The organism is Pectobacterium aroidearum (genome assembly GCF_041228105.1).
Lineage (GTDB): Bacteria > Pseudomonadota > Gammaproteobacteria > Enterobacterales > Enterobacteriaceae > Pectobacterium > Pectobacterium aroidearum.
On sequence record NZ_CP166097.1, the window covers coordinates 5,080,097 to 5,105,591 of the forward strand.

Below are 25,495 nucleotides of genomic sequence, written 5' to 3' on the forward strand. Positions count from 1 at the left end.
GCATTAATGAGCGTTTGGGCCCTGTGCACATCCTACATCAAACGGGCCGGTCGATAACCAAAATCGACACACTCACAAATGCATATTTATGCAAAATAAGTGAGTGATAATTTAAACATCTTTTTGGCGGGACAGGAAGAGAAGAGTCATGCTTTCGTGTAAAAAAATTCGTGGCCGATTCACGACCAAGTTAGCAAGTATAGCGCTATCTTCGCTTCAGGCTAAGTAGCAAAAATCGTTTACGCGACCCACTCGACATTAATAAAACATCGTTTCATTTTGTCGGAATTTCTTTGCTATCCTCTTGCGGTTAACACCTTCCCTTGCATATTGCTGGAGATGCTATGTCTAAGAAAGTCGCCGTTCTGCTGGCCCCTGGGTTTGAAGAAGCAGAAGCGATCATGGTGATTGATGTACTGCACCGTATGAAGATAGAAGTCACCATGCTGTCATGCTATGACAGACTGGAACTGCACAGTTATCACAATATTCGTATGTTTGCCGATTCTCTGCTGGAAAGAAACCAGGACACGCTGTTTGATGCCGTGGTCATTCCCGGCGGCCCACAGGGAACGGTAAACCTGGCTGCCAACCCAATGGTTGTCGAATTTATCCGTCGCCATGACGAGGCGGGAAAACTGATTTGCCCATTGTGCTCTGCGGCCGCACGCGTACTGGGTGGTAACAACCTGCTAAAAGGCCGTCGCTACGTTTGCTCCGGCAAGTTATGGCAGGATGTGACCGATGGCGTTTATGTTGACGAGAAAGTCGTGGAAGACGGCAATCTGATCAGCGGCAAGGGGTTAGGCGTGACATTCGATTTTGCCTTTACCATCGCCAGCCGTCTGACTGGAGACAAAGAGAACGCCAACTTCCAGGTTGAGCATATCGATTACGATTACTGGCGCGTGCCGGCGTAACCGTTCACCAGACTCTCCTCACTACTCCAATGATAAGGCGCGCACCGCCGCGCCTTCCTGAGCCAATCCTTTTAATAACCTTCGCCATAACGCTCACGGTACTCCTTCGGCGTGATGTCATACCCTTTCTTAAAGACGGCATAAAAATAGGGCAACGAAGGGTAGCCGCACATTAGCGAGATCTCCCCAATCGAGAGTGAGGTCGATATCAGCAAGTTGCGCGCCCGATCCAGCTTCTCCGCGTGAATCACACCGTGGATCGTCTGGCCGACTTCATCTTTAAAGCGCTTTTCCAGATTCGATCGGGAAATCCCGACCGCGTCCAGCACCTGCTCGACCTTAATCCCTTTACAGGCGTGATAGCGGATAAAGTGCATGGCTTGAATAACAGCAGGATCGTGCACAGAGCGATAATCCGTTGAGCGACGTTCCACCACCCGAACTGGCGGTACCAAAATACGTTGCAGCGGCAAATCGGTCTGGTTCAACAACAGCTGATGCAGCAACTTCGCTGCGCGATATCCCATTTGGCGCGTACCCTGCGCCACCGACGAGAGCGCGACGCGTGACAGGTAGCGAATCAGATCTTCGTTATCGATCCCGATGACGCACAGCTTTTCCGGTACGGCAATATTCAGGTGTTCGCAGACCTGCAACAGGTGGCGCGCGCGCGAATCGGTCACCGCGATAATCCCCGTCTGCGGCGGAAGCCCCTGCACCCAGTCGGCCAGCCGGTTTTGCGCGTATTGCCAGTTATCCGGCGACGTTTCCATTCCCTGATACACCACACCTTGATACTTTTCTGCCGCAACCAGCTGTCGAAAAGCGTATTCCCGCTCCTGTGCCCAGCCTTTCCCGCCCGATACTGGCAGGCCATAAAAGGCAAAGCGGTTCAGCCCTTTCTCTTTGAGGTGCATAAACGCGCTTTCCACCAGTGCATAATTATCTGTCGCGATATAATGCACAGGCGGGTAATCCTCGGGGCGATGGTAGGAGCCGCCAACGCCCACCAGCGGCACATTCACATCCTGTAGCAGTTGCTTGATCTCACCATCGTCAAAATCGGCAATCACGCCGTCTCCCAGCCACTCTTTGATGTTATCAATGCGGCAACGGAAGTCCTCTTCGATGAAGATGTCCCAGTCACACTGAGAAGCCTGTAAATATTCGCCAACTCCTTCAACCACCTGACGGTCATACACTTTGTTGGCGTTGAACAGCAGCGTGATGCGATAGCGTTTTTCAAACATGGCAGTCGGCACTCATTAATCGCAAGTTCCTTGAAAGTCTTCTTCCTTGAATAGCACAGCGCCCCCAGAGGCCAAAATAATTTGCTGATTATTGCGAGCCGCCACGTATTTCCTCCACAACCTCCACATCACGTCATACGCGCCGCTTTGTTGCGGTATCCATCCACACCGCCAATAGCAGGATTCCGCCTTTGACGACGTATTGCCAGAAGGTCGGCACATCCAGCATGCTCATTCCGTTATCCAGCGACGCCATGATAAATGCCCCCATCACCGCGCCCGCCACGCTGCCGATACCGCCCGCCAGACTAGTGCCACCAATCACGCAGGCGGCAATCGCATCCAATTCGGCAATGTTTCCGGCGGATGGCGAACCCGCCCCCAATCGCGAGCTGAGAATCAACCCGGCGACCGCGACCATCAGACCATTAATCGCGAACACCGCCATTTTGGTGCGCTCGACATTCACACCCGATAAGCGAGCAGCATCGATATTCCCGCCCACGGCATAAATGCGGCGGCCGAATGCGGTTCGCGTCGCCAGAAAAATACCGCCCAGCATCAACAGCGTCAGTACCAGAACCGGCGTTGGCACACCACGATAGTCATTCAGCAGATAAATCGCCCCCAGCACCACCAGTGCCGTCACCGTTTGGCGGCCAATATCTCCCGCGGGTGGGTTTATTGGTAACCCTAATCGCGCACGGCTGCTGCGCCGACGCCACTGCCAGGCAATAAACACCATCAGCCCGATAGCACCGAACATAAAACCGATGCCGGAAGGCAGATAGCTCTGCCCAATCTGCGACATCGCTTCACTCGTCGGGGAAACCGTCGTCCCATTGGTAATGCCGATCAGAATGCCGCGAAAAGCCAGCATCCCCGCCAGCGTCACGATAAAAGAAGGGACTTTCCGGTAGGCGACCCACCAGCCATTCCACGCGCCAAGCAGCAATCCCAGCGCAAGTGTCACAACGATGGTCAACGGTAAAGGCCAGCCAAACCAGACATCAAAAATCGCCGCTGCGCCGCCCAATAGCCCCATCATCGAACCAACCGACAGATCGATCTCAGCGGATATAATGACAAACACCATACCGACCGCCAGAATGCCGGTGATCGCCGTTTGCCTTAACAGGTTGGAGAGGTTACGCGCGCTGAGATATGCCCCGTCGGTCATGTAGGTGAAAAAGAGCATGATGGCGATGATAGCGGCAATCATCACGTAGACCTGAAGATTGATGCTTTTCAACCGTTGCAGCATCGAGACAGAGCCAGCGACATGTTGTTGTTCAGACTGCGATGTTTTCAGCACGATGTTCACTCCTCAATGCAGCTTCCATAACCTGTTCCTGGGTTAAATCACGATTGATCAAATCTGCTTTGATACGCCCCTGATGCATCACCAACACCCGATCACTCAGCCCCAGCACTTCGGGCAGCTCAGAAGAGATGACAATGACGGCAATATGCTGTTTTACCAGCGCATTAATGAGCTTGTAGATTTCATACTTGGCACCGATATCAATGCCGCGCGTGGGTTCATCGAGAATCAGAATTCGGGGTTTCAACAGCAGACATTTCGCCAGCACCGCTTTTTGCTGGTTTCCGCCGCTAAGCCGGGCGATCGCCAGTTCCGGGCTGGAGGTTTTCACCTTCAGATTCGCTAGCGACTGCCGGATGATGTCCTGTTCACGCGCATCGTCCAGCATGGAAAATGCCCCAGTGAATTGATCGAGTGCCGCCAGCGTCATGTTCTGCGCGACGCTCATCACCGGGACAATGCCATCTTTCTTACGATCCTCCGGCACCATCGCAATACCCTGCGCCATCGCCTGCTGGCAATTGCTGATGGTCACCTGCTCGCCGTCAATAAAGATGTCGCCCTGCCAACGACCGTGATAGGCACCAAACAGGCATTGCACCGTTTCCGTACGCCCTGACCCCACCAGTCCGGCAATGCCGAGAATCTCACCTCGATGCAGTGCAAACGAGACATCATCCACCCGGCGAATGTGGCGATTAACTGGGTGCCAGGCGGTAAGGTGTTCTACACGCAGCACTTCTTCACCAATGGTATGCGGTTCATTGGGATAGAGCTCCGTCAGTTCCCGTCCCACCATCATGGCAATGATCTGGTCTTCGCTCAGCTCGACCGCAGGGCGCGTGCCAATAGGTTTCCCATCACGAATCACGCAAATCACATCGGAAATGGCTTTAACTTCGTTGAGCTTGTGCGAGATATAGATGCAGGCAATACCGTGATCGCGCAGATCCTGGATGATCTCCAGCAGGATTGCGGTTTCACGTTCGGTCAATGACGCAGTGGGCTCATCCAGCACCAACAGACGCACCTGCTTGTTCAGAGCCTTGGCAATTTCCACCAGCTGTTGCTGGCCTAATCCAAGCTCACCCACTTTGGTATTCGGATCGACGGCCAGCTTGACCTGCTCCAACATACGCTGGCAGCGAAGGTACATATTGTCGTAATCCATTACGCCAAAACGCGTCCATTCGTTACCCAAAAAGAGGTTCTCCAGCACCGTCATCTCTTTCACCAGCGCCAGTTCCTGATGAATAATCGCAATGCCTTTTTGCTCCGTATCGCGAATATGGCTGGCGCGCAGTTCGTCACCGGAAAACACGATCTGCCCCTCATAGCTGCCATGCGGATAGATGGCACACAGCACCTTCATCAAGGTAGATTTCCCCGAGCCATTCTCGCCGCACAGCGACAAAACCTGACCTGCCTCCAGCGTCAGGCTGACATTATCGACGGCTTTCACCGCGCCAAACGCCTTGGTGATGTTTTTCATTTCCAACAGATGTGGCATCAAGGCCTCCGTGATTCAGGTATCTCAGACCTCGTCTGCGACAGTGGCGAGCCACAACCTCGTGTCGTGGCTCGATGAACGTCTTTCCTGCATCCTGAACTCTAGTGGCTGCGACGTGCGTTAATACACGTCCGCTTTTTTGTGGAAGCCATCGGCAATGACGGTGGAATCGATATTGGATTTATCGACGGGAATCGGCGTCAGTAAGAAGGAAGGGATATCTTTCAACCCATTGTTTAATTTAGCATTAGACTCCGGCGTTTTGCCGGAACCCAGCGCCACAGCGATATCTGCGGCATCTTTGGCCAGCTTGCTGATCGGTTTATAGACCGTCATGGTTTGCGTGCCTGCCACAATACGTTTGATTGCGGCCAGATCGGCATCCTGACCGGAAATGGCGACTTTCCCAGCCAGTCCCTGTGCGGCAAGCGCCTGAATCGCCCCGCCCGCCGTCGCATCGTTCGATGCGACAACAGCATCAATCTTATTGCTGTTCGCCGTTAGCGCATTTTCCATAATTTTCAGCGCATTCTCTGGTAACCAGGCATCAACCCATTGGTCGCCGACCACTTTTATTTTCCCATTTTCGATCAGCGGCGTGAGCACTTTCATTTGCCCCTGACGAAACAGCTTCGCGTTATTATCAACAGGTGAGCCGCCCATTAAGAAATAGTTTCCGCCGGGCACTTTATCGACGAGATATTTCGCCTGTAGCTCACCAACCTTTTCATTATCAAATGAAATATAAAAATCCACATCCGCATTATTAATCATGCGGTCATAAGCAAGCACTTTTATTCCTTCACGTTTTGCTTCCGCAATAACATTGCCAAGCACTTGACCGTTATAAGGAATAATAACCAAGACATCGACACCGCGATTGATCATGTTTTCTATTTGAGAAATCTGCGTGGCCTCATTGCCGTTTGCTGATTGAACAAACACATCAGCACCCTGCTTTTTGGCTTGCTCAACAAAAAGATCGCGATCTTTCTGCCAGCGTTCAAGACGTAGATCGTCAATCGCCATGCCTATTTTAACGTCCTTCGCGAATCCGGGCTGACAAGCTAAAGTGAATACGGCACAAGCTGAGAGTAAAAAATGTTTAACTTTCATCATAGCGTACCTTTTTTTATTTAAGATGCAGGGCCTAAGACTCCAATAGCAATAGCCAGATGAGTATTGTCGCTAAACATCCCTCCATCAATTACAGATTTTTATCCTCCAATTATGTTTTTTGGTTTAATTTCCATTTTTTGATACGGGTCATATTTTATTGTCGAGTCACATTTTCACCTTGTTACACCTTGCGAAGCGTATTCAGAGTAAATACCGTTATTTTTTGCGACGCAGCGCACATTTAATAATTCTCTGAATTTCAGTGTGAAATAACGTAATTGAGGAAACCTTCATCCACTCCGAAAATTAATCCCATTCCCATCTCTTCCGTCTGGGTGGTTTCTAAGGAGTTAACGATGCAAGCCTATTTTGAACAGATCGAAAAAGTCCGTTATGAAGGTAGCCAAAGCGGCAATCCCTTCGCCTTTCGTCACTACAATCCCGATCAGGAAATTCTTGGGAAACGAATGGCGGACCATTTGCGTTTTGCCGTCGCGTATTGGCACACGTTCTGCTGGAACGGCGCGGATATGTTCGGCGTCGGCTCTTTTGCTCGGCCGTGGCAACAGTCAGGCGATGCGCTGGAGCTAGCGAAGCGCAAGGCGGACATCGCATTCGAATTCTTTCAAAAGCTGAGCGTGCCTTACTACTGCTTTCATGACGTCGATATCGCACCGGAAGGAAACTCACTGAAAGAGTATCTGCATAATTTTGCGGTTATCACCGATGTGCTGGCGGAAAAGCAGCAGGATAGCGGCGTGAAGCTGCTGTGGGGCACCGCCAACTGCTTTACCCATCCTCGCTATGGCGCAGGCGCGGCCACCAACCCTGACCCAGATGTCTTTGCCTGGGCGGCTACGCAGGTGTTCACGGCAATGAACGCGACCAAAAAACTGGGTGGCGAGAACTATGTGCTGTGGGGCGGGCGTGAAGGGTATGAAACCCTGCTTAATACCGACCTGCGTCAGGAGCGTGAACAAATCGGCCGCTTCATGCAGATGGTCGTCGAACATAAACACAAAATCGGCTTTCAGGGCACGCTGCTCATCGAGCCGAAGCCACAGGAGCCAACCAAGCACCAGTACGACTACGATGTCGCCACCGTTTATGGTTTCCTGAAACAGTTTGGGCTGGAAAAAGAGATTAAAGTCAACGTGGAAGCCAACCACGCTACGCTGGCAGGCCATTCATTCCATCATGAAATCGCCACCGCTGTCGCACTGGGCGTATTCGGATCTGTCGATGCGAACCGCGGCGATCCGCAGCTCGGCTGGGACACCGATCAGTTCCCTAACAGCGTGGAAGAGAACACGCTGATCATGTATGAAATTCTCAAGGCGGGTGGCTTCACGACGGGTGGGCTGAACTTTGACGCCAAAGTTCGTCGCCAAAGCACCGATCGCTATGACCTTTTCCACGCGCATATCGGCGCGATGGATACAATGGCACTGGCGCTCAAGGCCGCAGCCAGAATGATTGAAGATGATAAACTCAATCAGCTGGTTGCTAAACGCTATGCAGGCTGGAACGGAGAACTGGGTCAGCAAATCCTGCAAGGCAAGGCCTCGCTGGAATCACTTGCCCACTATGCAGAAAGCCATCAGTTGGCACCACAGCACCAGAGTGGTCAGCAGGAATTGCTGGAAAATCTGGTCAACCGCCACCTCTTTGGTTAAAAACGATACGTTCATCTACTGCGGCAGGCTACCCCCTGTCGCAGAGGCTTATCAGGAGCCACTATGTATATCGGTATTGATCTGGGTACGTCCGGTGTGAAAGCCATCCTGCTGGATGAAGCAGGCGAGGTGGTTGCCAGCCATAGCGCCGCATTGAACATTTCCCGCCCGCATCCGCTCTGGTCAGAGCAAGCACCTGAAGATTGGTGGCAGGCAACCGATCGGGCGTTACAGGCATTAGCAGCGACGCACAACCTTCGTGCGGTGAAAGCACTGGGGCTAACCGGGCAAATGCATGGGGCGACCTTGCTGGACGCCCGCCAGAACGTGCTACGCCCCGCGATCCTCTGGAATGACGGACGCAGCGCGGCCCAATGCCGCACGCTGGAGCAACAGGTGCCAACATCGCGCCAGATTACCGGTAACCTGATGATGCCGGGCTTTACCGCGCCCAAACTGAAATGGGTGCAGGAAAACGAAAGCGAGATCTTTCGCCAAATCGACAAAGTCCTGCTGCCAAAAGACTATCTGCGCTGGCGTCTGACGGGAGAGTTTGCCAGCGATATGTCCGATGCAGCCGGCACACTCTGGCTGGATGTCGCCAAACGAGACTGGAGCGACACGCTGCTGGAAGCCTGCGCGCTGAGCCGCGAACATATGCCCGCACTGTATGAAGGCAATCAGATTACCGGTTATCTGCGGCCTGATATCGCCAGCCGCTGGGGCATGGAACCCGTCCCCGTAATTGCTGGCGGTGGGGACAATGCGGCGGGAGCCATTGGCGTTGGCCTATATCAAGCTGGACAGGCAATGCTGTCTCTCGGCACATCCGGCGTTTACTTTGCTGTCAGCGACGGCTTTCTCAGCAACCCACAGCATGCCGTCCACAGTTTCTGCCACGCGCTGCCGAATACCTGGCACTTGATGTCCGTGATGTTAAGCGCTGCATCCTGCCTCGACTGGGTTGCCCGTCTGACGCACGCAGAGAGCGTACCCGCGCTGTTGCAGGAAGTCGCCTCGACACCAGTCGATGACACAATAACGCCAGTGTGGTTCTTACCCTATCTCTCCGGCGAACGTACACCGCACAATAATCCCGATGCCAAAGGCGCATTCTGGGGGCTCACCCATCAACACGGTCGCCCGGAACTGGCAAAAGCGGTACTGGAAGGCGTGGGGTTTGCGCTTGCCGATGGCATGGACGCACTGCATATGACCGGGCTAAAACCCGATAGCATCACGCTGATTGGCGGCGGTGCTCGCAGCGCCTACTGGCGACAAATGCTGGCGGATATCAGCGGTCAAACGCTGGAATACCGCACGGGAGGAGACGTTGGTCCGGCGCTGGGGGCAGCACGTCTGGCACAGATCGCCATGCATCCGCATACGCCACTGGCAGACCTGCTGCCGCCGTTACCGCTGGAGCAGGTTCATCAACCGGATCCCCAGCGTCACGCCGACTATGCCGAGCGGAGACGCACATTTAGAGCCCTCTACCAACAGCTTAGCCCGCTGATGTGACACCGTTCGTCCGAATCGTCAGCTCACCCAGCGCCGCACATCGATTTTCTGTAGCGCCATCGACAGCAACAGGCTGGCACCTAACGCGATGGCGAAAACATACAAAATGTCGAGAACTGGGTGGGATGGCAGTGCCACGTCATGCGTTCGCAGATAATGAATGATCAACGCGTGGAAGCCGTAAATCGCCAAAGAATGACGCGAAATAGTGGCAAATCCCGGTAAAATCCGCTGGCTACAGTAATGTTTAAACACCACGAGAAGGCTGACTGCAGCCAGAAACACCAGCGGGCCACAGTAAATGTAAAATGTCTGAGTAAACGTATCGTTCAATAATGTGTGGTGCTTCGTCCCCATTGCGACCAGCGCGACACAGGCAATAAAGAATGGGATAGCGGCCAGCGCGACTTTCTTTGGCACATCCAACATCCCCAACGCACGCCCTAGCGCGACATACAGCACATAGTAAAACGTATCGCCGTAAATATAGAGATTCACAGGCAGTAACTTAAACCCTTCAAATTCCACCCGCCCCGTATTGGGGTTAGCGACAACGGCCAATAAGACAATCAAGACCGCTAAATATTTGCCCGATACGGGCTTGATGGTAATAAGCGGGGAGAGCAGATAAATCACGATAATGGCGTAGAAAAACCATAAGTGATAAAAGACCGGTTTTTGCAGTGCATGGTGCAATGAATTCAAGCCATTAATCGGCGTGAGCGTCGCAATATAGATCAGCGCGACCGTGCTATAAAAAAGCAGGCATAAACCGATACGCAGGAAATGCTTTTTCCCCGCGCTGCGTTCGCCAAAAAATAAGTAACCCGAGATCATGAAAAACAGCGGAACGCAGACGCGCGAGGCAGAGTTCAGAATATTCGCCACATCCCAGTGTCCGTCGCCCGGCGTGCCGCCCGCAGTAATATAGTAGGTGGTGCTATGAATCAGAACGACCATCATGCAGGCCAGCGCCCGCAGGTTATCAATCCAGCCGATCTTATCCGTCATGCACAACCTCTTGAAAGCAAAGCGCTATTCAAAACAGCGTAGCCGTTGTTAAGCGCTGGCACAATCAACTATCAATGATCAGCTATCAACAATCGGGCAAATCTGAGTGATAAGGACGGATTCATACGGGAAACCCGCATCAATGTACGCTATGTCTGCGCACCTACACAGGCAGGCGCGCAGGGTTTGAAGGACGTATGCCGTTAGAACAGCCCCATCGGCTTATCAGAGTAACTCACCAACAGGCACTTGGTTTGCTGGTAATGTTCCAGCATCATTTTATGGTTTTCACGCCCGATACCGGACTGTTTGTAACCCCCGAACGCCGCATGCGCCGGATAGGCGTGATAACAGTTGGTCCAGACGCGTCCGGCCTGAATACCGCGCCCCATTCGGTAGGCGATGTTACCGTTACGGCTCCACACGCCAGCCCCCAGACCGTATTCCGTGTCGTTGGCTATCTCCAGTGCGTCATCCATCGTTTTGAAGGTCGTGACCGCCAATACTGGTCCAAAAATTTCCTCCTGGAAGACGCGCATACTGTTTTTACCGAACAATATCGTCGGTTCCAGATAGTACCCCTCTGCCAGCCCACCAGGCATCGCCTTGCGCTGACCGCCCGTGAGCACCCGTGCGCCCTCTTTCTTACCGATATCAATGTAGTTAAGGATGGTGTCGAGCTGGCCTGCTGACACCTGTGCACCCATCATGGTGTTGCTGTCCAGCGGATTGCCGATGCGGATAGCCTCAACGCGCTTGATTGCTCGTTCCATAAAGCGATCGTAGATCGATTCCTGCACCAGCGCGCGACTCGGGCAGGTGCAAACCTCTCCCTGATTGAAGGCAAACAGCGTGAAACCTTCGAGCACTTTGTCAAAGAAGCTGTCTTCTTTATCCATCACATCAGCAAAGAAGATATTCGGCGATTTACCGCCCAGTTCCAGCGTTACCGGCGTCACATTCTGCGCCGCATAGCTCATGATCTGCTGGCCCACTTCAGTCGACCCGGTGAAAGCAACTTTCGCAACGCGTTTCGACGTCGCCAGGTATTCACCAATTTCACTTCCCGACCCGTTAACGACATTAATGACACCCGGCGGTAGCAGATCCTGAATCAGCTCCATCAAAATCAGCACCGACATCGGCGTCAGTTTGGCGGGTTTCAGCACAATACAGTTACCGGCAGCCAGCGCAGGCGCCATTTTCCAACAGGCCATCAGCAGCGGGAAATTCCAGGGAATGATTTGCCCGACAACGCCGAGAGGTTCATGAAAATGGTAGGCCACGGTATCGCCGTCAATTTCACTGATCGCCCCTTCCTGCGCCCGGATACAGGCCGCGAAATAGCGAAAGTGATCAATCGCCAGCGGCACATCCGCTCCGCTGGTTTCGCGTATCGGTTTGCCGTTATCCCAGGTTTCCACCTTCGCCAGAAGCTCAAGGTTTTGTTCCATTCGGTCGGCAATACGGTTCAGCACCAGTGCCCGATCCTGCACCGACAGGCCACCCCATTCCGCTTTCGCCTTGTGCGCGGCATCCAGCGCATGGTCAATATCTCGCGTTGACGAACTGGCTACTTCACACATCGGCTGACCCGTTACTGGCGTCAAATTGACAAAATACTGACCCGCATCAGGTGGAACCCAGGCTCCGCCGATAAAATTGTCATAGCGTTTTTTCAGGTTGAGAGAGCCGTATTCATCAGATGCGGCTCGGCCTTCAAAATTATCGTGCGCCATTTCAGTCTCCTTTTCATTTCCGGATGAGCGGCCGTGCCGCAGTGAAAAAAGAGGCAAACAGTAAGCAGTTAAATTAAGCCTATACGGGGTATGAGGTTAGCGACAGGATTCGGCCAAAGAAGAAGACAACTCTTCGAGTTGACGCACAGTTTCTTGCGAGAAAAAGTCGCATCCCTTCAGACACGGTGAGGTATACCCTAAATAATTCGAGTTTCAGGACAAAACGTATTCGTTTTGAATAACGCGAAGCGTTAGCCCTTTAGGGCGATGCTCATCAATGAGCATCGTAACACGGCAAGCGAAGGAGTCCCGATGAGCTTACTTGAGTAAGTGATTCGGGTGATTGACAAATCTGCCAGAGGCAGGTTTGAACGCTGCTTGCAGCGGCCCCAACGGGGTGAGACACACGCTAGTGTGTCGAGTAACGCAGCCAACGCACATGCAACTTGAAGTATGACGGGTATAATACTTTTAATTTCCAAGGTTACTAACATGCAGGTATTTCAGGTGGAAGGGGTTCATTTACGCGCGGATACCGCCCTTGAAGGCGCAACGCAACATTCGGTCTATCATCCTGACTCGCTGCATCAGCCGCAGCCTGACTGGCTGGCAGAAGAGGTGCCCGTTGCCTTGGTCTACAACGGCATATCGCATGTCGTCATGATGGCATCGCCGAAAGAACTGGAACTGTTCGCCCTCGGGTTTTCCTTGTCTGAAGGCATTATTCAATCACCAGCAGATATCTACGGGATTGATGTTCTGCCCGCCTGTAACGGCATCGAAGTACAAATTGAGCTTTCCAGCCGACGCTTTGCCGGGCTAAAAGAACGACGCCGGGCAATGGATGGCCGCACAGGCTGTGGCGTATGTGGCGTGGAGCAACTCGCAGAGATCGGCAAGCCGGTGTCCCCCCTGCACTTCACGCAGACCTTTTCCCTCAGCAAACTTGAAAACGCACTGGTACGGCTGCGCGATGTGCAGAAGATTGGTCAGGTAACGGGTTGCACCCATGCCGCAAGTTGGGTTGCGCCAGACGGCACGCTGTGCGGGGGGAGCGAAGACGTCGGTCGCCATGTCGCGCTGGATAAACTGCTGGGTGCTCGAGCAAAACAAGAGTGGCAACAGGGCGCCGCGCTGGTCTCCAGCCGCGCCAGCTATGAAATGGTTCAGAAGTCCGCCATGTGCGGCGTGGAAATCCTGTTTGCTGTCTCGGCAGCAACGTCACTGGCGGTTGAGGTCGCCCAGCGCTGCAACCTGACGCTGGTCGGTTTTTGTCGACCAGGACACGCGACGATCTACACGCATCCGCAGCGCCTAAGCGAGTAAACGACGCCGTCAGGGTTAGCGTGGTTTACAGGCGGTAGGGTATAGATTAATTTGTTTTTACATCATGCAATAATGACATAACCGTTTGTTATCATGAGGTAAAACAATATGGTTCATGGCATCAGAACGAGAATAATCATTTTCAATATCATTTAATTAACTATAATGAACGTATTGCTTACGCGGTACTCATAGAACAGTGCCGTAACATTTTTTTACCATGGAGATGCTAAACATGAGTTATTCACTGCCATCGCTGCCTTATGCTTATGACGCACTGGAACCGCATTTCGACAAAGAGACGATGGAAATTCACCATTCCAAACACCATCAGGCTTACGTCAATAATGCTAATGCCGCGCTGGAATCTCTGCCTGAGCTGGCTAAATTGTCTGTTGAAGAACTGATCGCCCAACTGGATAAAGTTCCTGCTGAGAAAAAAGCAGCACTGCGTAACAACGCAGGTGGCCATGCTAACCACAGCCTGTTCTGGAAAGGCCTGAAAGTAGGCACGACGCTGACTGGCGACCTGAAAGCCGCCATCGAACGTGATTTCGGCAGCGTTGATGCATTTAAAGAGAAATTTGAGCAAGCAGCAGCAACCCGTTTTGGTTCTGGCTGGGCCTGGCTGGTGCTGAAAGACGACGGCAAACTGGCTGTAGTCTCTACTGCAAACCAAGACAGCCCGCTGATGGGTGAAGCAATTTCTGGTACTTCTGGCTACCCAATCGTCGGTCTGGACGTATGGGAACACGCTTACTACCTGAAATTCCAAAACCGTCGCCCAGATTACGCGAAAGCATTCTGGAACGTGGTGAACTGGGACGAAGCAGCAGCTCGTTTCGCCAGCGCGAAAAAATAAAACCGTTGGATGCCTGATCTCATCAGGCACCTTCTGCGTTTGAATAAAAACTGGAATAACAGTCTGTTATTCCAGTTTTTTTATATCCGTCATACTTCAAACCGCATGCACGTTGGCAATATTTGGTTCATCATTGTCTCTTGCCCGACAGGCCGCCGCTGACTGGCGCGTAAAGTTCCAGAGTAAAGTGCCGATATCTACTGCGGGTTTTTATCATGTTGTTTTGCAAAAATAGGCTTGGCAAGCGGTAATCCGAGATGCTAGCACCGCTAATCAAGTGTGCATCAGGATAGTGAATTTGACTCAATAAGATATAGTGGTGGGATGTGATGGCTATGAATTTTGACAATCTAAAAGTCGGTAAAAAATTAGGATTAGGCTTTTTCCTGATTCTGCTGATGACCATGGTGATTGCCGGTGCGGGCATTATGCATATTAGCTCGCTGAAAGACAGTATTGATAAAGTTAATTTAAGCAACAATATCAATGATGAAATTAACCAGGCTAAATATTACCGCGCATTATACGGCACCACTTATAACCCAGATGATATAAAAAGGAACATTGAGCATATTGCCAGCGTCAGTAAACTCGCTGAAAAAGCAAAAGAATTTCACTGGCCTGAAAGCGACGCCAAGAAAATAGCCAGCATCCCCACATTAATTACCAGCTATCAGGAAAAACAAAATAATTATATTAATGCCGTGAGCAAAAAGGATGCCGTAAGAAAAAGCTGGAATATTTCAACCACGGAAAAACCCCTACAAGATCTCAACGATCAATTAAAGACAGACAACAACAGCACGAACCTGCAATTATTACTTTCCGACCTGAACCAAAAACTGATTGCCGTCCGCTACCACGTTCGTGGTTTATTACTTTCTACCAATAAAGAATCCGAAGAAAAACTGACGGATGCCATCAACGCGGCACAAACGTCATTGACCTTCCTGTATCAGAGTCTGTCTGCCGAACAGCGTGAAACGCTGGCACCGGTTATGACGATCATGAACAACTATGAAGAGCAGGTTCTGGCCTATATGCCAGCCTATCAGGAGGAAATGGCGCAGGCGGGGCAAATGCAGGCTGTCGCCGAACAGCTGAACATCGTGGTGAAATCCCTGCTTAGCGATCAGTTGGCGGCGTCACAGGCTGATATTCACAATGCCACGCTGCAAATGAGCATCGCGGCGCTGATTACGCTGCTGCTTGGTCTGCTGATTTCCTGGTTCATTTCACGCCAGATCACCACACCGTTGGGCAACACATTGAACATGGCTGAAAAAATCGCGACAGGCGACCTCACCATGTCCATCAACACGACGCGTAAGGATGAGCTGGGTCAGTTGATGAGTGCGATGTCGAAAATGAACGACAACCTGCACAATATGATCGACGACATTCGCGTCGGCGTCAGCCAGATTTCTAATGCTTCCAGCGAGATCGTCGCAGGCAATACAGACCTGTCATCACGCACCGAGCAACAGGCTGCAGCCGTTGAACAAACCGCCGCCAGCATGGAGCAGCTCACCGCGACAGTTAAGCAAAACGCGGATAACGCACACCACGCCAACAAATTGGCAATCAGCGCTTCCCAAACGGCCAAACAGGGTGGCGAGCAGGTGAATAACGTGGTGCAAACCATGACCGCGATTGAGAACAGCTCTAAACGTATCGCGGAAATCACGTCCGTCATTAACAGCATCGCCTTCCAGACCAACATTCTGGCATTGAACGCCGCGGTGGAAGCCGCTCGCGCCGGTGAACAGGGCCGTGGCTTTGCCGTGGTTGCCAGCGAAGTCCGCAATCTGGCACAGCGCAGTTCTCAAGCCGCGAAGGAAATCGAAGGCTTGATCTCTGAATCAGTTAATCAGGTATCGCACGGTGCGACGCTGGTCGGCAACGCTGGAAAAACGATGAACGATATCGTCACCTCGATCACACAGGTGCATGACATCATGGGTGAAATTGCCACCGCATCGGATGAGCAAAGCCGGGGTATCAGTCAGGTTAGCCAGGCGATTGTGGAGATGGACAGCACCACGCAGCAGAACGCCGCGCTGGTTGAACAATCCTCTGCTGCCGCCGACTCGCTGGAAGAACAGGCACGGTTGCTGAAGCAGGCGGTTTCCGTCTTCCGTCTGGCCAACACGCAGCACGATGAGACGCCTGCCAGTATCGCATTTACCAACCCAACGCATCGTCTGCACGCACCGCGCTAATATCCAAACAGCGACGTACCAGAAACAACAAAGCCCCTGTTAAACAGGGGCTTCATCAACGAATCCATTACGCTAACGCGTCCATCATCAGCTTCTGTCGGCGCAGAGAAACAAACCTCAGAACGGTTTCGGCGCGTAGCCCGTCATCTCTGTTAAGCCCATCTCGCGCCCCAGTGCGGTCATCGGGTGCACCACCACCAAACCGCGAACGCTTTTCTTCAACGTCCCCATATCAGCCTGCTCTTTTTTAGTAATCGCACGGCTGAAAGGCAGCTTCGCCAGTTTCTGCGCTTCTTTGCTGAGTTTCTGTTCTCTCACGTTACGCAGGCGCTCAATTTCGACCGTTAGCTTCTCACGCGCTTCCATATTGAGGGCGATAGCTTCAGCATCACCTTGTGCCAGCAGCGTGGCCTGCTTACGCGTCAGCTTATCCAATTGGTCGCTAAGGCGTTTAATCTCTGCTTTTTCCTGCTCTTTCATAAAAGATAACCTGTATAACGGGAGAATAATGCGGAGCACAGCATACACTATACTCTTGGCTGACGCAGTGACGTGATACCGAGGAATAGGGTTAAAACGCCTTTTTCAGGCTAATTTGCGCAATCAGAGTAGTTAGAGATAACACTAGCGTGGAACGCACCATCTGCTGATAGCGCTGCTGCTGCATGTTCACCAGAAGCGGATCGGCAGCGTCAGCTCCCTGCGGCAAAGCTGGCTCTGCGGGCAGCGCCGTAACGCAATGCAGTTCGCCGATGGGGCCCAGAATTTCATCGTCGGTAAAACGGTAATGCCGATCGTCATGCGCCAGCTCTTCACCCAGCGCCATTAACAGCTCTGCATCTTCGTACTCTTTACGACTGATCATTCCCAGACCATAAATCAGTTTCAGGCGCACAGACAGGTCACCCAGCGGGCCCGTTCCTGTCATCAAGGGTTCAACGGCATATTTCACTGCATAGTCGTCTTTACGGAACACCTGCAACATCAGGATACTGACCGCTTCAGCCAGCAATTCAACGGCACAAAGCATAAAATCGCGCACGGTCTTCCCTGAGTTCAGCGCTTCCAGAACCCGGTTTTCAAACGCCTGTGTTTCTTCCATCGTCACTTCTCGACCCTTTAAACCCGCACACAGCATACCCCATCTCGGTAGCATGCTTACCGGCAGGTGTGGCGACATCCCATCCCCGACGTCGCCTATACCTTTTACACCGTGTCGAAAAGACCGGTGACGAGACGCGCCGATTACTGCATGGCGTTATACACATTCACTGCTTGCGCGACAACCTCGCTGTCAGCATCCAGACCAGAAATCTGCGCCAGCGCCGCTTGTGGCCCCTGAGCACGGAGTAACTCCGCCAGTTCCAGCGCCTGCGGATCCTGCTCGCTGCGATAATGCATCGCGGCGGCAATGCCGGTAATCAGGTTGTCATGCGGCAAATGGTACTCCAATGTTCCCAGCAGCGGCTTGATCAGACGGTCGCCTGCGCTCAGTTTACGCAGCGGCTGACGGCCAACACGCTCTACATCATCATGCAGATGAGGGTTTTCAAAGCGGCTGAGAATCTTATTGATATAAGCAGCATGTTTATCCGCATCAAAGCCGTAGCGCTTGATGAGCACTGCGCCACTCTCTTCCATTGCGCCTTTGACTACGGCTCTGACTTTTGGGTCAAGAATCGCATCGCGAATCGTTTGATGACGCGCCTGCTGACCGAGGTAGGCCGTAATCGCATGGCCGGTATTAAGCGTGAAGAGCTTACGTTCGACAAACGCCATCAGGTTGTCGGTCAGTTCCATACCGGGAATCGCTGGCGGCTCACCGCAGAACTGGGTTTTATCGACAATCCATTCGCTGAAAGTTTCTACCGTCACCGCCAACACATCATCACTGCCCGCTTCGGAAGGAGGAACGATGCGATCCACTGCGGAATCGACAAATCCCACATGCTCGACAACCCATTCCTGGTGACCTTCCGGCAGCAGTTTCAACACATGCTGTTTTAACTGGCTGGTGCCGCGCACCATATTTTCACAGGCAATAATGTTCAACGGCCGGGTAGTACCGTCGTTATGACGTTTAACCAGCCCCTGAGCGATAGTTCCAGCGATTTTTTCCAGAATCTGCGGCCCGACAGCAGTGGTCACCAGATCGGCCACGGCAATCAGCGCGACGGCATCCTGACTACCGCTGTGAACGGCACTCACGTTGCTAACGGTATCAAGGCGTGTGTTATCGCCCACAATCCGCACTGTATAGCTTTTACGGCTGTTCAGGGCATCCAACAACGGCTGATTGACGTCAGCGAATGTCAGTTCGACGTTGGCATCCGCCAACAACTTCCCAATAAATCCACGGCCAATATTACCCGCGCCAAAATGTAATGCTTTCATGAGACATAACCTTAAAAGAACATAAAAAGAGGCCGCCCGAAGGCGGCACTAGCCACATCAATTAGGCACTCTTTTTACCGGAGAGTAAGTCGAGTACTTCCTGAACATCCTGCGTATGCGCCAGACGTTCAATGACAGCGTCATCATCCAGTGCGTTGGTCAGGCTGGTGATAACCTGAATGTGTTCGTTGTTACGGGCAGCGATACCGATAACCAGACGTGCAACCTCATCTTCTTCATCGCCAAAGCGAACCCCTTCAGGGTATTGACAGAAAACCACGCCCGTTTTCAGTACGCGATCTTTCGCTTCAATCGTACCGTGCGGTACCGCGATCGATTCGCCCAGATAAGTAGAGGTCAGCTTCTCGCGCTCCAGCATCGCTTCAACATACTCAGGCTCGACGTAGCCGCCTTTCACCAGTTGCTCACCAGCGAAACGGATTGCCTGCTCTTTGTGTGTCGCATGCTGATTCAGGAACACATTACCCGCCCCCAGTTGGAACAGGTTCGTCTGCGTATCGGCTACAGCCGGCGCAGGCGTCGCAACGGTTTCAGGCTTCGCGGCACCCTGCGCAGCCACCAGACGCGCTGCCAGGTCGCTATACAGGCCGCTATCAAGAAAGTTGGTCAGCGAAATATGCTGTGCCTGCGGCGCATGACGCATCGCACGCTCGGTCAGGTCACGGTGCGTAATCACCAGATCGACATCGTCCGGCAGACTGTTGATCGCGCTATTGGTTACCGAAATGTTGGTCAGCCCGGCATCCTGCACTTTCTTGCGCAGCACTCCCGCACCCATCGCGCTGGAACCCATACCGGCGTCACAGGCTACGATGATTTTACGCACGGTGCTCATATCGCCGCTGACGCCAGCGCTCGCCGCCGTACCTTTCGCAGACGCTTTCATTTCCTGTACGCGGCGCGTTGCGTCGCTCAGGTCTTCTTCTTTTTGCTTGGTGCTTTTCAGCAGAATCGCCGACACGATGAAGGAGACCGCGAAGGCCGCCGCAATGGCCGCAAGGTTAGCGAAGTAAGCACCTTTTGGCGTCATCGCCAGCACCGCCAGAATGGAGCCCGGTGACGCAGGAGAAACCAAACCGCCGCCCAGCACGCTCAGCGTAAACACGCCGGTCATCCCGCCCAGAATCACCGCGATAATCAGACGCGGATTCATCAGGACATAAGGGAAGTAGATTTCGTGAATCCCGCCCAGGAAGTGGATAATCGCCGCACCTGGCGCTGACTCTTTCGCGTTACCACGACCGAAGAACATATAAGCCATCAGCACGCCCATACCTGGGCCTGGGTTCGCTTCGATCAGGAAGAAAATAGATTTGCCCGTTTCCGTCGCCTGCTGAATGCCCAGCGGTGAGAAAATACCGTGGTTAATGGCGTTATTCAGGAACAGAATTTTCGCGGGTTCAACAAAGATGGACGTAAACGGCAGCAGGTTGTTCTGTACCATCAGGTTAACGCCGGAAGCCAGCACCTGAGAGAACACTTCAACCAGTGGACCGATTGCCAAAAATGCCAGAATTGCCAACAACATACCGATAATACCGGCAGAGAAGTTGTTGACCAGCATTTCAAAGCCACTCTTGATTTTACCGTCGACCACGCGGTCAAAACGTTTGATCGCCCAGCCGCCCAATGGACCGACGATCATCGCACCGAGGAACATCGGGATGTCGGTCCCGACGATCACACCCATCGTCGTAATTGCACCGACCACGCCACCACGCTCACCGAATACCAGACGTCCGCCGGTATAACCAATCAGCAATGGCAGCAAATACGTAATCATCGGGCCGACGAGCTTCGCCAACGTTTCATTGGGAATCCAGCCGGTAGGAATAAACAGAGCGGTAATAATACCCCAGGCGATAAAAGCGCCAATATTGGGCATGACCATATTGCTGAGGAAGCGACCAAAGTTTTGCACTTTGATCTTAATATCTGGTGAAAGCATAAAAACACACCCCTATTGAAACGCGCTGACAATAAGAGCGCGTGGTAATTATCGTGAGACGGCGTGGCAATATGTGTTAGTTGCAGCGATGGTTAGCAACAACAACCGACAGTCTTATTTTTTACCGAGCTATCAGCGGTGACCAAAACCTCGGCTGTTATAGACATATCGGTTACAAAAACACCGATTGCTTCCGTCAGTATTACTGTATGCAGCGCGGACTCTAACACGCTGTTTTCATACCGCAACTCCATGGCGGGAATGTGACAAAAATCACACAACCACCCTACATCAACGATACAAATAGGTGATTTACTTCACAAAAAACCGTTAAAAATGAAAAACTAAACCAAATTTCAGATAAACACAGCCCCTTATATGTGATACGCATCACATTTTAGTGAGCTGTATTTGTTTTATTTATGTGATACTGGTCACAATTTATTTTTACCCTCTCGCCAGCCCATAGTCCTCTTATCCAGAATGTCTCTCTGTCACCGCGCATCGCTAAAACGACACGGTTAGGGATAATTCACGCCATTTACCCCTCTGAGCGCATTTATTAAATTCTGCTGTTGCATCGGTAACGCCGCCACCATGCCGTTATATTGCGCGACCTGCTGCGGCGTACGGAATTGCACAGACGCGCCATTAAACACAGCCTGATCGCCCTGAACCTGAAGGAAATCGCCGATTTGAGTCAGGCTCTGTGCGAAGGCAATGGCATTAGGAATGGCGGGTAACAGCGCGTTGGTTGGCTGTATTACCGTGCGTGCATACAACCGCTCATAGGGTATCTGCACCTCTTCAGGCTGCTTGAGCGTCCGATGAGCATTGTCCGCCTGCACTTTCGCCGCCTGCACATGCTGACTCAGCAGGTTCATTGCCCCGATAGATTGCCGAAGGCCATCACGCTGTGTCAGATAGTCTTTAGGGACACGAATACGGGAAATTTGCCCCAGCATCGGCGTCAGACTGCCGGATACGGCTTGATTAAACTGCTGAGAAAAGGTGGTTAAAATCGCATAATCGTTGGCAAAATTGCCAAAACTCTTCTTCTGCTCTTCCGTCAATGCGGGCAGCGTCCCATCCTGCTGCGACTGTGCGCTTTGCAGGAATGCAATGAATGCCTTCCGCTGCTCCGCTTCGCTGTCACCACAGGCAGCCAACTGCAATGCCGCCAGAATAACCAGAACTGGCAGCAGCCAGCGTGAACGGTACATCATCAGCCTTCTCATTCCCTACTCCTGTTATGCTTACTGCCCCGCCAGCCGTGCCTTCTTCAGACAGAAACACGCCGACGTTGGATTTTCCATGACAAGATTTTCTACGACATAAGCATAGTCGAATCAGGCTGGCTGTGCAGAAAAAGGCCAGGTCTGGCGTTCAAGAGAAATAAAAACCAGTATGGTTATTGTTTAATCGAACACATATTATTAAAATTGCGTTTCATCTCGCATTTTTCATCCGAATAATAAAAATCGCCAAAATATGAGGTTACTCGACAATATGAAAAAATAGATTGCAAAATGAAACTATTAACAAGGTAACGAATATACAATTTACTACCTTAAATAAATAAAAAGTGACTCTTTTAGCACGATAGCTTTATTTTTAATAAACGGACAATTTGACTACTCTATGCTTAGTATATTACCCCTTGATACATGGTTTTTTATTGCTGTAATCCTTGCCTACTTCATTTATAGCAACTGGAATTTTACCGAGAAGAAAGCCCATGAGTCACCAGGGATCCTCATTACTATAGGAATATTGGCAACCTTCCTTGGGATTGCGTTAGGCTTGGCATCATTCGATATGAATGATGTGGAAAATAGCTTACCTACGCTGATTAATGGCATCAAAACTGCATTTTGGGCCTCTTTTGTAGGTGTTGCTTGCGCATTGATTATAAAATGGCGCTATGCGTTTCGTGGTGTAAGGACAAAAAACAATCAACCGATACCCACTGATTCAACAATTGACGATATTGTTCAACACCTACAGTTTTCTACAGAATCGATTAAACTATTACACTCTACTACAGAGAAAAATAGTATTTCTCTGCTAGCAGAGATACAAAAAATGAGCAGTAATCAAAGTACTCAACTGACCAATATACATAATGCATTTACTGAGTTTGCAAAAAATCAAACTGAAAACAACTCAAAAGCATTAATTGAAGCATTAAAAGAAGTTATTCATGATTTTAATGAGAAAATTGGTGAGCAATTTGGCGATAACTTCAAACAGTTAAATGAAGCTGTCGGTAAAATAAATGGATGGCAACAACAATACAGTCTGCAAATGCGAGAGATGATTGAGCAACAAACTCAAACAACTACGAATATGCAGCAAGCGGCCCAATCCTTTACCGAAATAATGACACAATCCGAATCGTTTACTCAAGTTGCAAGAGATATTCATCAAACGATTGGTACAGCCTCCAGTTTAGAAAAAGGTATAGAAGAAAATCTAAAACAATTAGCAGAATTAATTGAATCATCAAAAACAGGCATCCCCGAAATAGAAAAAGGAATCATGGCTATTATAGAGGATGTGAGAAACGGGGCTACAGCCTCTGCCACAGTCATTGGAGATAGTATTTATACTGTAACGCAAACATTGGAATCCTCAGCAGCAGACTTTAGCAACCAGATGATAGGTAGCTCGAAAGCTATGTCCGATGCGATAAAAAATCAAAATCAGGAAATGCAAAAATCTGTTCAGCAAACAGGAAAAGAGCTACAAGAACAAATAGTACGTCTTTCTCAAGATCTCACTAAATATATGCAGCGACACAATGAAGATGTTACGAATAATATTGTCGAGCTGAGTAAGAAAACGGAACAACAAGTTCAAACATTAGATGCAGCCTTAGCTGCTGCGCTGAAAAAATCTCTCGATAGCCTCGGGCAACAATTAGGAGCGCTGTCCTCTAAATTTGTACAAGATTACGATCCTCTAACAGAAAAACTAAGAGATGTCGTACGTCTATCAGAGAATTTAAGGGGATAACAGATGAGTAACCCATTACTGGCTCGCCCAAAAGCAGATAAAGAGGATTTTTGGATTAGCCTGAGTGATTTAATGACCTCCCTGATGATGATATTTTTACTTATCTCCGTTGTCTATATGATAAAAGTACAGGAGATGGTTAAAATCCCATCAGTATATAAGAATACCCTACAAGGGCTCGGCCAAGCCTTACAGCATGAATTCAAGGACGATCTAAAACGTTGGCACGCGACAATCGACGAAGATCTAACAGTGCGGTTTCAAGAGCCAAATATTTTATTTACGACCAGTTCCTCTGAGCTAAAACCGGAATTTAAAAGTATCTTAGATGAATTTATTCCTCGCTACCTTAGTATTATGACTGATAAAAAATATATCAATAATATTGAGGAAATACGCATTGAGGGACATACATCAACGATGTGGCGAACTGGTGTAAGTGAAAATGATGCTTATTTCCATAACATGGAACTGTCTCAGTCAAGAACTCGGACAACTCTGTCATATATTATGAATATGCCCGCTGTTTCAGACTCTAAAAGTACCTTAAGTTGGTTTAAAAATCACGTTCGCGCCATTGGGTTTTCTTCAGCAAAGCCCATTGATAAAGAAGGGAAAACGATCACATCCCCAGAGCAGGTTGAAGATAGTGCGCGTTCTCAACGAGTAGAATTTCGTGTCAGGACGAATGTTGAACGCCAGGTAGCCAATATTGTAGAAAAAGGGAGTAAAATATAATGGATTCGTTTCTCGTCTCTCAACTTCCCGATTTTCTTGAATCGCCAATTTTCAATAAGCTACGCAAGGAAATGAAAGCGGAGATTATCCCACCAATTGCTAATATAAAAATGGACGCACTTGTTCTTGATAAAATACTTTCAACAACAGGAAAAGACATTGATATATTAGAAATAGAAATTAATAGTGACAACACTATTAATTATAAAGATAAACGCGTTATTCTTCATATAAGAGATGTTGCATCTTATGGTGGGAGTATGAGTTTGCCAAAATATCACTTGGCAAACTGTAAAACATTACAAAGAATGTGGGAAAATAATAAAAGTGGAAGATACGTTGCAGCCACCCGCAGTGACGGTATTTTTACAATAAAATCACAGAATACTGAAAAAACAGAGTGGATCACTAGAGAGGAAAGTTTAGATGTATGTAAATTTTGTCTCGAAACATTAAATTGGAAAAACTACTCTAGAAAATATCAGGATAGAGAAAATATTTTTTCTACTTTTGATCTAAGAGAGTTTTTTAGCGTTTATCCAAATTCAGCAACGACGTACAATGTCGAGCATAATGACGTTACTGCTCCGATTAATGATTACTCCAAAGATTTCCAGATAATATCAAAACAATATCGAGAGTCAGTTAATTGGCAATGTGCAATTTGCAAAATAATTCTTGAACGTAAAGATTTAAATAAATTTTTACATGTCCACCACCGCGATGGACAAAAAAATAATAATAACAAAAACAATTTACAAGCACTTTGCATTGAATGTCATTCAAATCAAGACAATCACGGCCATATGAAAAATAGTCCCCAACTAACATCATTCATTCAAATAAAAGGTGAAATGGCCTTCGCTGCAAGCTAAACGATCTTTCCCCGAGCCCGT

Annotated in this window: 20 protein-coding genes; 9 read left to right on the top strand and 11 right to left on the bottom strand. The window is 50.2% G+C overall.

The window, feature by feature from the left end; all coding sequences use genetic code 11:
• Positions 1-344 precede the first annotated feature (344 nt).
• Positions 345-920 carry a DJ-1/PfpI family protein gene (locus AB8809_RS22955; RefSeq protein WP_180778800.1) on the top strand — a complete coding sequence of 192 codons (576 nt, stop codon included), beginning with the start codon at positions 345-347 and terminating at the stop codon, positions 918-920.
• A 71-nt stretch (positions 921-991) separates the two neighbouring features.
• Here the strand turns inward: AB8809_RS22955 and xylR are convergent, their stop codons facing one another.
• From xylR to xylF, 4 genes are all read right to left on the bottom strand, one after another.
• Complete coding sequence (gene xylR, locus AB8809_RS22960; protein ID WP_015842237.1) at positions 992-2,170, bottom strand: D-xylose utilization transcriptional activator XylR; 1,179 nt, start codon at positions 2,168-2,170, stop codon at positions 992-994.
• Positions 2,171-2,303: 133 nt separating this feature from the next.
• Complete coding sequence (gene xylH / locus AB8809_RS22965; protein WP_220274049.1) at positions 2,304-3,434, bottom strand: xylose ABC transporter permease XylH; 1,131 nt, start codon at positions 3,432-3,434, stop codon at positions 2,304-2,306.
• A gap of 28 nt (positions 3,435-3,462) precedes the next feature.
• On the bottom strand, positions 3,463-5,004 hold the full coding sequence (locus tag AB8809_RS22970) for a xylose ABC transporter ATP-binding protein (protein ID WP_181845532.1): 1,542 nt from the start codon (positions 5,002-5,004) through the stop codon (positions 3,463-3,465).
• 120 nt (positions 5,005-5,124) lie between these two features.
• Positions 5,125-6,120, bottom strand: coding sequence for a D-xylose ABC transporter substrate-binding protein (gene xylF, locus AB8809_RS22975; protein WP_181845570.1), 996 nt, complete (start codon positions 6,118-6,120; stop codon positions 5,125-5,127).
• A gap of 359 nt (positions 6,121-6,479) precedes the next feature.
• On the opposite strand from xylF, the gene xylA reads away from it, so the two are divergent.
• Together xylA and xylB are read left to right on the top strand one after the other, a co-directional pair.
• Positions 6,480-7,799: a xylose isomerase gene (gene xylA / locus AB8809_RS22980; RefSeq protein ID WP_349856880.1), complete on the top strand. Its 1,320-nt coding sequence runs from the start codon at positions 6,480-6,482 to the stop codon at positions 7,797-7,799.
• 63 nt (positions 7,800-7,862) lie between these two features.
• A complete protein-coding gene (gene xylB / locus AB8809_RS22985; protein ID WP_349856881.1) occupies positions 7,863-9,320 on the top strand; it encodes a xylulokinase in 1,458 nt (485 codons plus the stop codon).
• Between the two features lie 18 nt (positions 9,321-9,338).
• Here the strand turns inward: xylB and AB8809_RS22990 are convergent, their stop codons facing one another.
• Together AB8809_RS22990 and AB8809_RS22995 are read right to left on the bottom strand one after the other, a co-directional pair.
• Positions 9,339-10,331, bottom strand: a complete 993-nt coding sequence (locus AB8809_RS22990) for an acyltransferase (protein WP_349856883.1) — start codon at positions 10,329-10,331, stop codon at positions 9,339-9,341.
• 203 nt (positions 10,332-10,534) lie between these two features.
• Entirely contained in the window at positions 10,535-12,070 is a 1,536-nt protein-coding gene (locus AB8809_RS22995) for an aldehyde dehydrogenase family protein (protein ID WP_180778794.1), read from the bottom strand.
• Between the two features lie 492 nt (positions 12,071-12,562).
• Here AB8809_RS22995 and fdhD point away from each other — a divergent pair, with 492 nt between their 5' ends.
• The 3 genes from fdhD (at position 12,563) to AB8809_RS23010 (ending at position 16,480) form a co-directional block, all read left to right on the top strand.
• Positions 12,563-13,396: a formate dehydrogenase accessory sulfurtransferase FdhD gene (gene fdhD, locus AB8809_RS23000; RefSeq protein ID WP_349856884.1), complete on the top strand. Its 834-nt coding sequence runs from the start codon at positions 12,563-12,565 to the stop codon at positions 13,394-13,396.
• A gap of 235 nt (positions 13,397-13,631) precedes the next feature.
• Positions 13,632-14,258: a superoxide dismutase [Mn] gene (gene sodA, locus AB8809_RS23005; protein ID WP_015842246.1), complete on the top strand. Its 627-nt coding sequence runs from the start codon at positions 13,632-13,634 to the stop codon at positions 14,256-14,258.
• Positions 14,259-14,587: 329 nt separating this feature from the next.
• Positions 14,588-16,480 carry a methyl-accepting chemotaxis protein gene (locus AB8809_RS23010; RefSeq protein WP_043881849.1) on the top strand — a complete coding sequence of 631 codons (1,893 nt, stop codon included), beginning with the start codon at positions 14,588-14,590 and terminating at the stop codon, positions 16,478-16,480.
• A 117-nt stretch (positions 16,481-16,597) separates the two neighbouring features.
• On the opposite strand, the gene AB8809_RS23015 is transcribed toward AB8809_RS23010, so the two are convergent.
• The 5 genes from AB8809_RS23015 to AB8809_RS23035 all read right to left on the bottom strand — a co-directional run bounded on the left by AB8809_RS23015 (position 16,598) and on the right by AB8809_RS23035 (position 22,081).
• A complete protein-coding gene (locus AB8809_RS23015) occupies positions 16,598-16,960 on the bottom strand; it encodes a YibL family ribosome-associated protein (RefSeq protein WP_015842248.1) in 363 nt (120 codons plus the stop codon).
• Positions 16,961-17,051: 91 nt separating this feature from the next.
• Positions 17,052-17,618, bottom strand: coding sequence for an MltR family transcriptional regulator (locus tag AB8809_RS23020; protein ID WP_015842249.1), 567 nt, complete (start codon positions 17,616-17,618; stop codon positions 17,052-17,054).
• Between the two features lie 107 nt (positions 17,619-17,725).
• Positions 17,726-18,874, bottom strand: coding sequence for a mannitol-1-phosphate 5-dehydrogenase (locus AB8809_RS23025; RefSeq protein WP_015842250.1), 1,149 nt, complete (start codon positions 18,872-18,874; stop codon positions 17,726-17,728).
• A gap of 61 nt (positions 18,875-18,935) precedes the next feature.
• Positions 18,936-20,843, bottom strand: a complete 1,908-nt coding sequence (locus AB8809_RS23030) for a PTS mannitol transporter subunit IICBA (protein ID WP_015842251.1) — start codon at positions 20,841-20,843, stop codon at positions 18,936-18,938.
• Positions 20,844-21,364: 521 nt separating this feature from the next.
• The gene (locus tag AB8809_RS23035) at positions 21,365-22,081 is read right to left on the bottom strand and encodes a DUF3053 domain-containing protein (protein WP_349856885.1); all 717 of its coding nucleotides are present in this window, start codon (positions 22,079-22,081) and stop codon (positions 21,365-21,367) included.
• A gap of 403 nt (positions 22,082-22,484) precedes the next feature.
• Here AB8809_RS23035 and AB8809_RS23040 point away from each other — a divergent pair, with 403 nt between their 5' ends.
• The 3 genes from AB8809_RS23040 to AB8809_RS23050 are packed head-to-tail and all read left to right on the top strand — an operon-like array spanning position 22,485 to position 25,474.
• Positions 22,485-23,861, top strand: a complete 1,377-nt coding sequence (locus tag AB8809_RS23040; protein ID WP_349856886.1) for a hypothetical protein — start codon at positions 22,485-22,487, stop codon at positions 23,859-23,861.
• Between the two features lie 3 nt (positions 23,862-23,864).
• A complete protein-coding gene (locus tag AB8809_RS23045; protein WP_349856887.1) occupies positions 23,865-24,599 on the top strand; it encodes an OmpA family protein in 735 nt (244 codons plus the stop codon).
• Entirely contained in the window at positions 24,599-25,474 is an 876-nt protein-coding gene (locus tag AB8809_RS23050; protein WP_205947280.1) for a hypothetical protein, read from the top strand. Before AB8809_RS23045 ends, AB8809_RS23050 begins: the two co-directional genes overlap by 1 nt.
• The last annotated feature ends 21 nt before the right edge of the window (positions 25,475-25,495 follow it).

Bases quoted from the DNA above. Each gene is read 5' to 3' on its own strand.
- xylA (WP_349856880.1), top strand. From the start codon at position 6,480: ATGCAAGCCTATTTTGAACAGATCGAAAAAGTCCGTTATGAAGGTAGC.
- xylF (WP_181845570.1), bottom strand. From the start codon at position 6,120: ATGAAAGTTAAACATTTTTTACTCTCAGCTTGTGCCGTATTCACTTTA.
- fdhD (WP_349856884.1), top strand. From the start codon at position 12,563: ATGCAGGTATTTCAGGTGGAAGGGGTTCATTTACGCGCGGATACCGCC.
- xylB (WP_349856881.1), top strand. From the start codon at position 7,863: ATGTATATCGGTATTGATCTGGGTACGTCCGGTGTGAAAGCCATCCTG.
- AB8809_RS23035 (WP_349856885.1), bottom strand. From the start codon at position 22,081: ATGAGAAGGCTGATGATGTACCGTTCACGCTGGCTGCTGCCAGTTCTG.
- xylR (WP_015842237.1), bottom strand. From the start codon at position 2,170: ATGTTTGAAAAACGCTATCGCATCACGCTGCTGTTCAACGCCAACAAA.
- AB8809_RS23015 (WP_015842248.1), bottom strand. From the start codon at position 16,960: ATGAAAGAGCAGGAAAAAGCAGAGATTAAACGCCTTAGCGACCAATTG.
- AB8809_RS22995 (WP_180778794.1), bottom strand. From the start codon at position 12,070: ATGGCGCACGATAATTTTGAAGGCCGAGCCGCATCTGATGAATACGGC.
- xylH (WP_220274049.1), bottom strand. From the start codon at position 3,434: ATGCTGCAACGGTTGAAAAGCATCAATCTTCAGGTCTACGTGATGATT.
- AB8809_RS23045 (WP_349856887.1), top strand. From the start codon at position 23,865: ATGAGTAACCCATTACTGGCTCGCCCAAAAGCAGATAAAGAGGATTTT.
- AB8809_RS23030 (WP_015842251.1), bottom strand. From the start codon at position 20,843: ATGCTTTCACCAGATATTAAGATCAAAGTGCAAAACTTTGGTCGCTTC.
- AB8809_RS22970 (WP_181845532.1), bottom strand. From the start codon at position 5,004: ATGCCACATCTGTTGGAAATGAAAAACATCACCAAGGCGTTTGGCGCG.
- AB8809_RS23050 (WP_205947280.1), top strand. From the start codon at position 24,599: ATGGATTCGTTTCTCGTCTCTCAACTTCCCGATTTTCTTGAATCGCCA.
- AB8809_RS23010 (WP_043881849.1), top strand. From the start codon at position 14,588: ATGGCTATGAATTTTGACAATCTAAAAGTCGGTAAAAAATTAGGATTA.
- AB8809_RS23040 (WP_349856886.1), top strand. From the start codon at position 22,485: ATGCTTAGTATATTACCCCTTGATACATGGTTTTTTATTGCTGTAATC.
- AB8809_RS23025 (WP_015842250.1), bottom strand. From the start codon at position 18,874: ATGAAAGCATTACATTTTGGCGCGGGTAATATTGGCCGTGGATTTATT.
- sodA (WP_015842246.1), top strand. From the start codon at position 13,632: ATGAGTTATTCACTGCCATCGCTGCCTTATGCTTATGACGCACTGGAA.
- AB8809_RS23020 (WP_015842249.1), bottom strand. From the start codon at position 17,618: ATGCTGTGTGCGGGTTTAAAGGGTCGAGAAGTGACGATGGAAGAAACA.
- AB8809_RS22990 (WP_349856883.1), bottom strand. From the start codon at position 10,331: ATGACGGATAAGATCGGCTGGATTGATAACCTGCGGGCGCTGGCCTGC.
- AB8809_RS22955 (WP_180778800.1), top strand. From the start codon at position 345: ATGTCTAAGAAAGTCGCCGTTCTGCTGGCCCCTGGGTTTGAAGAAGCA.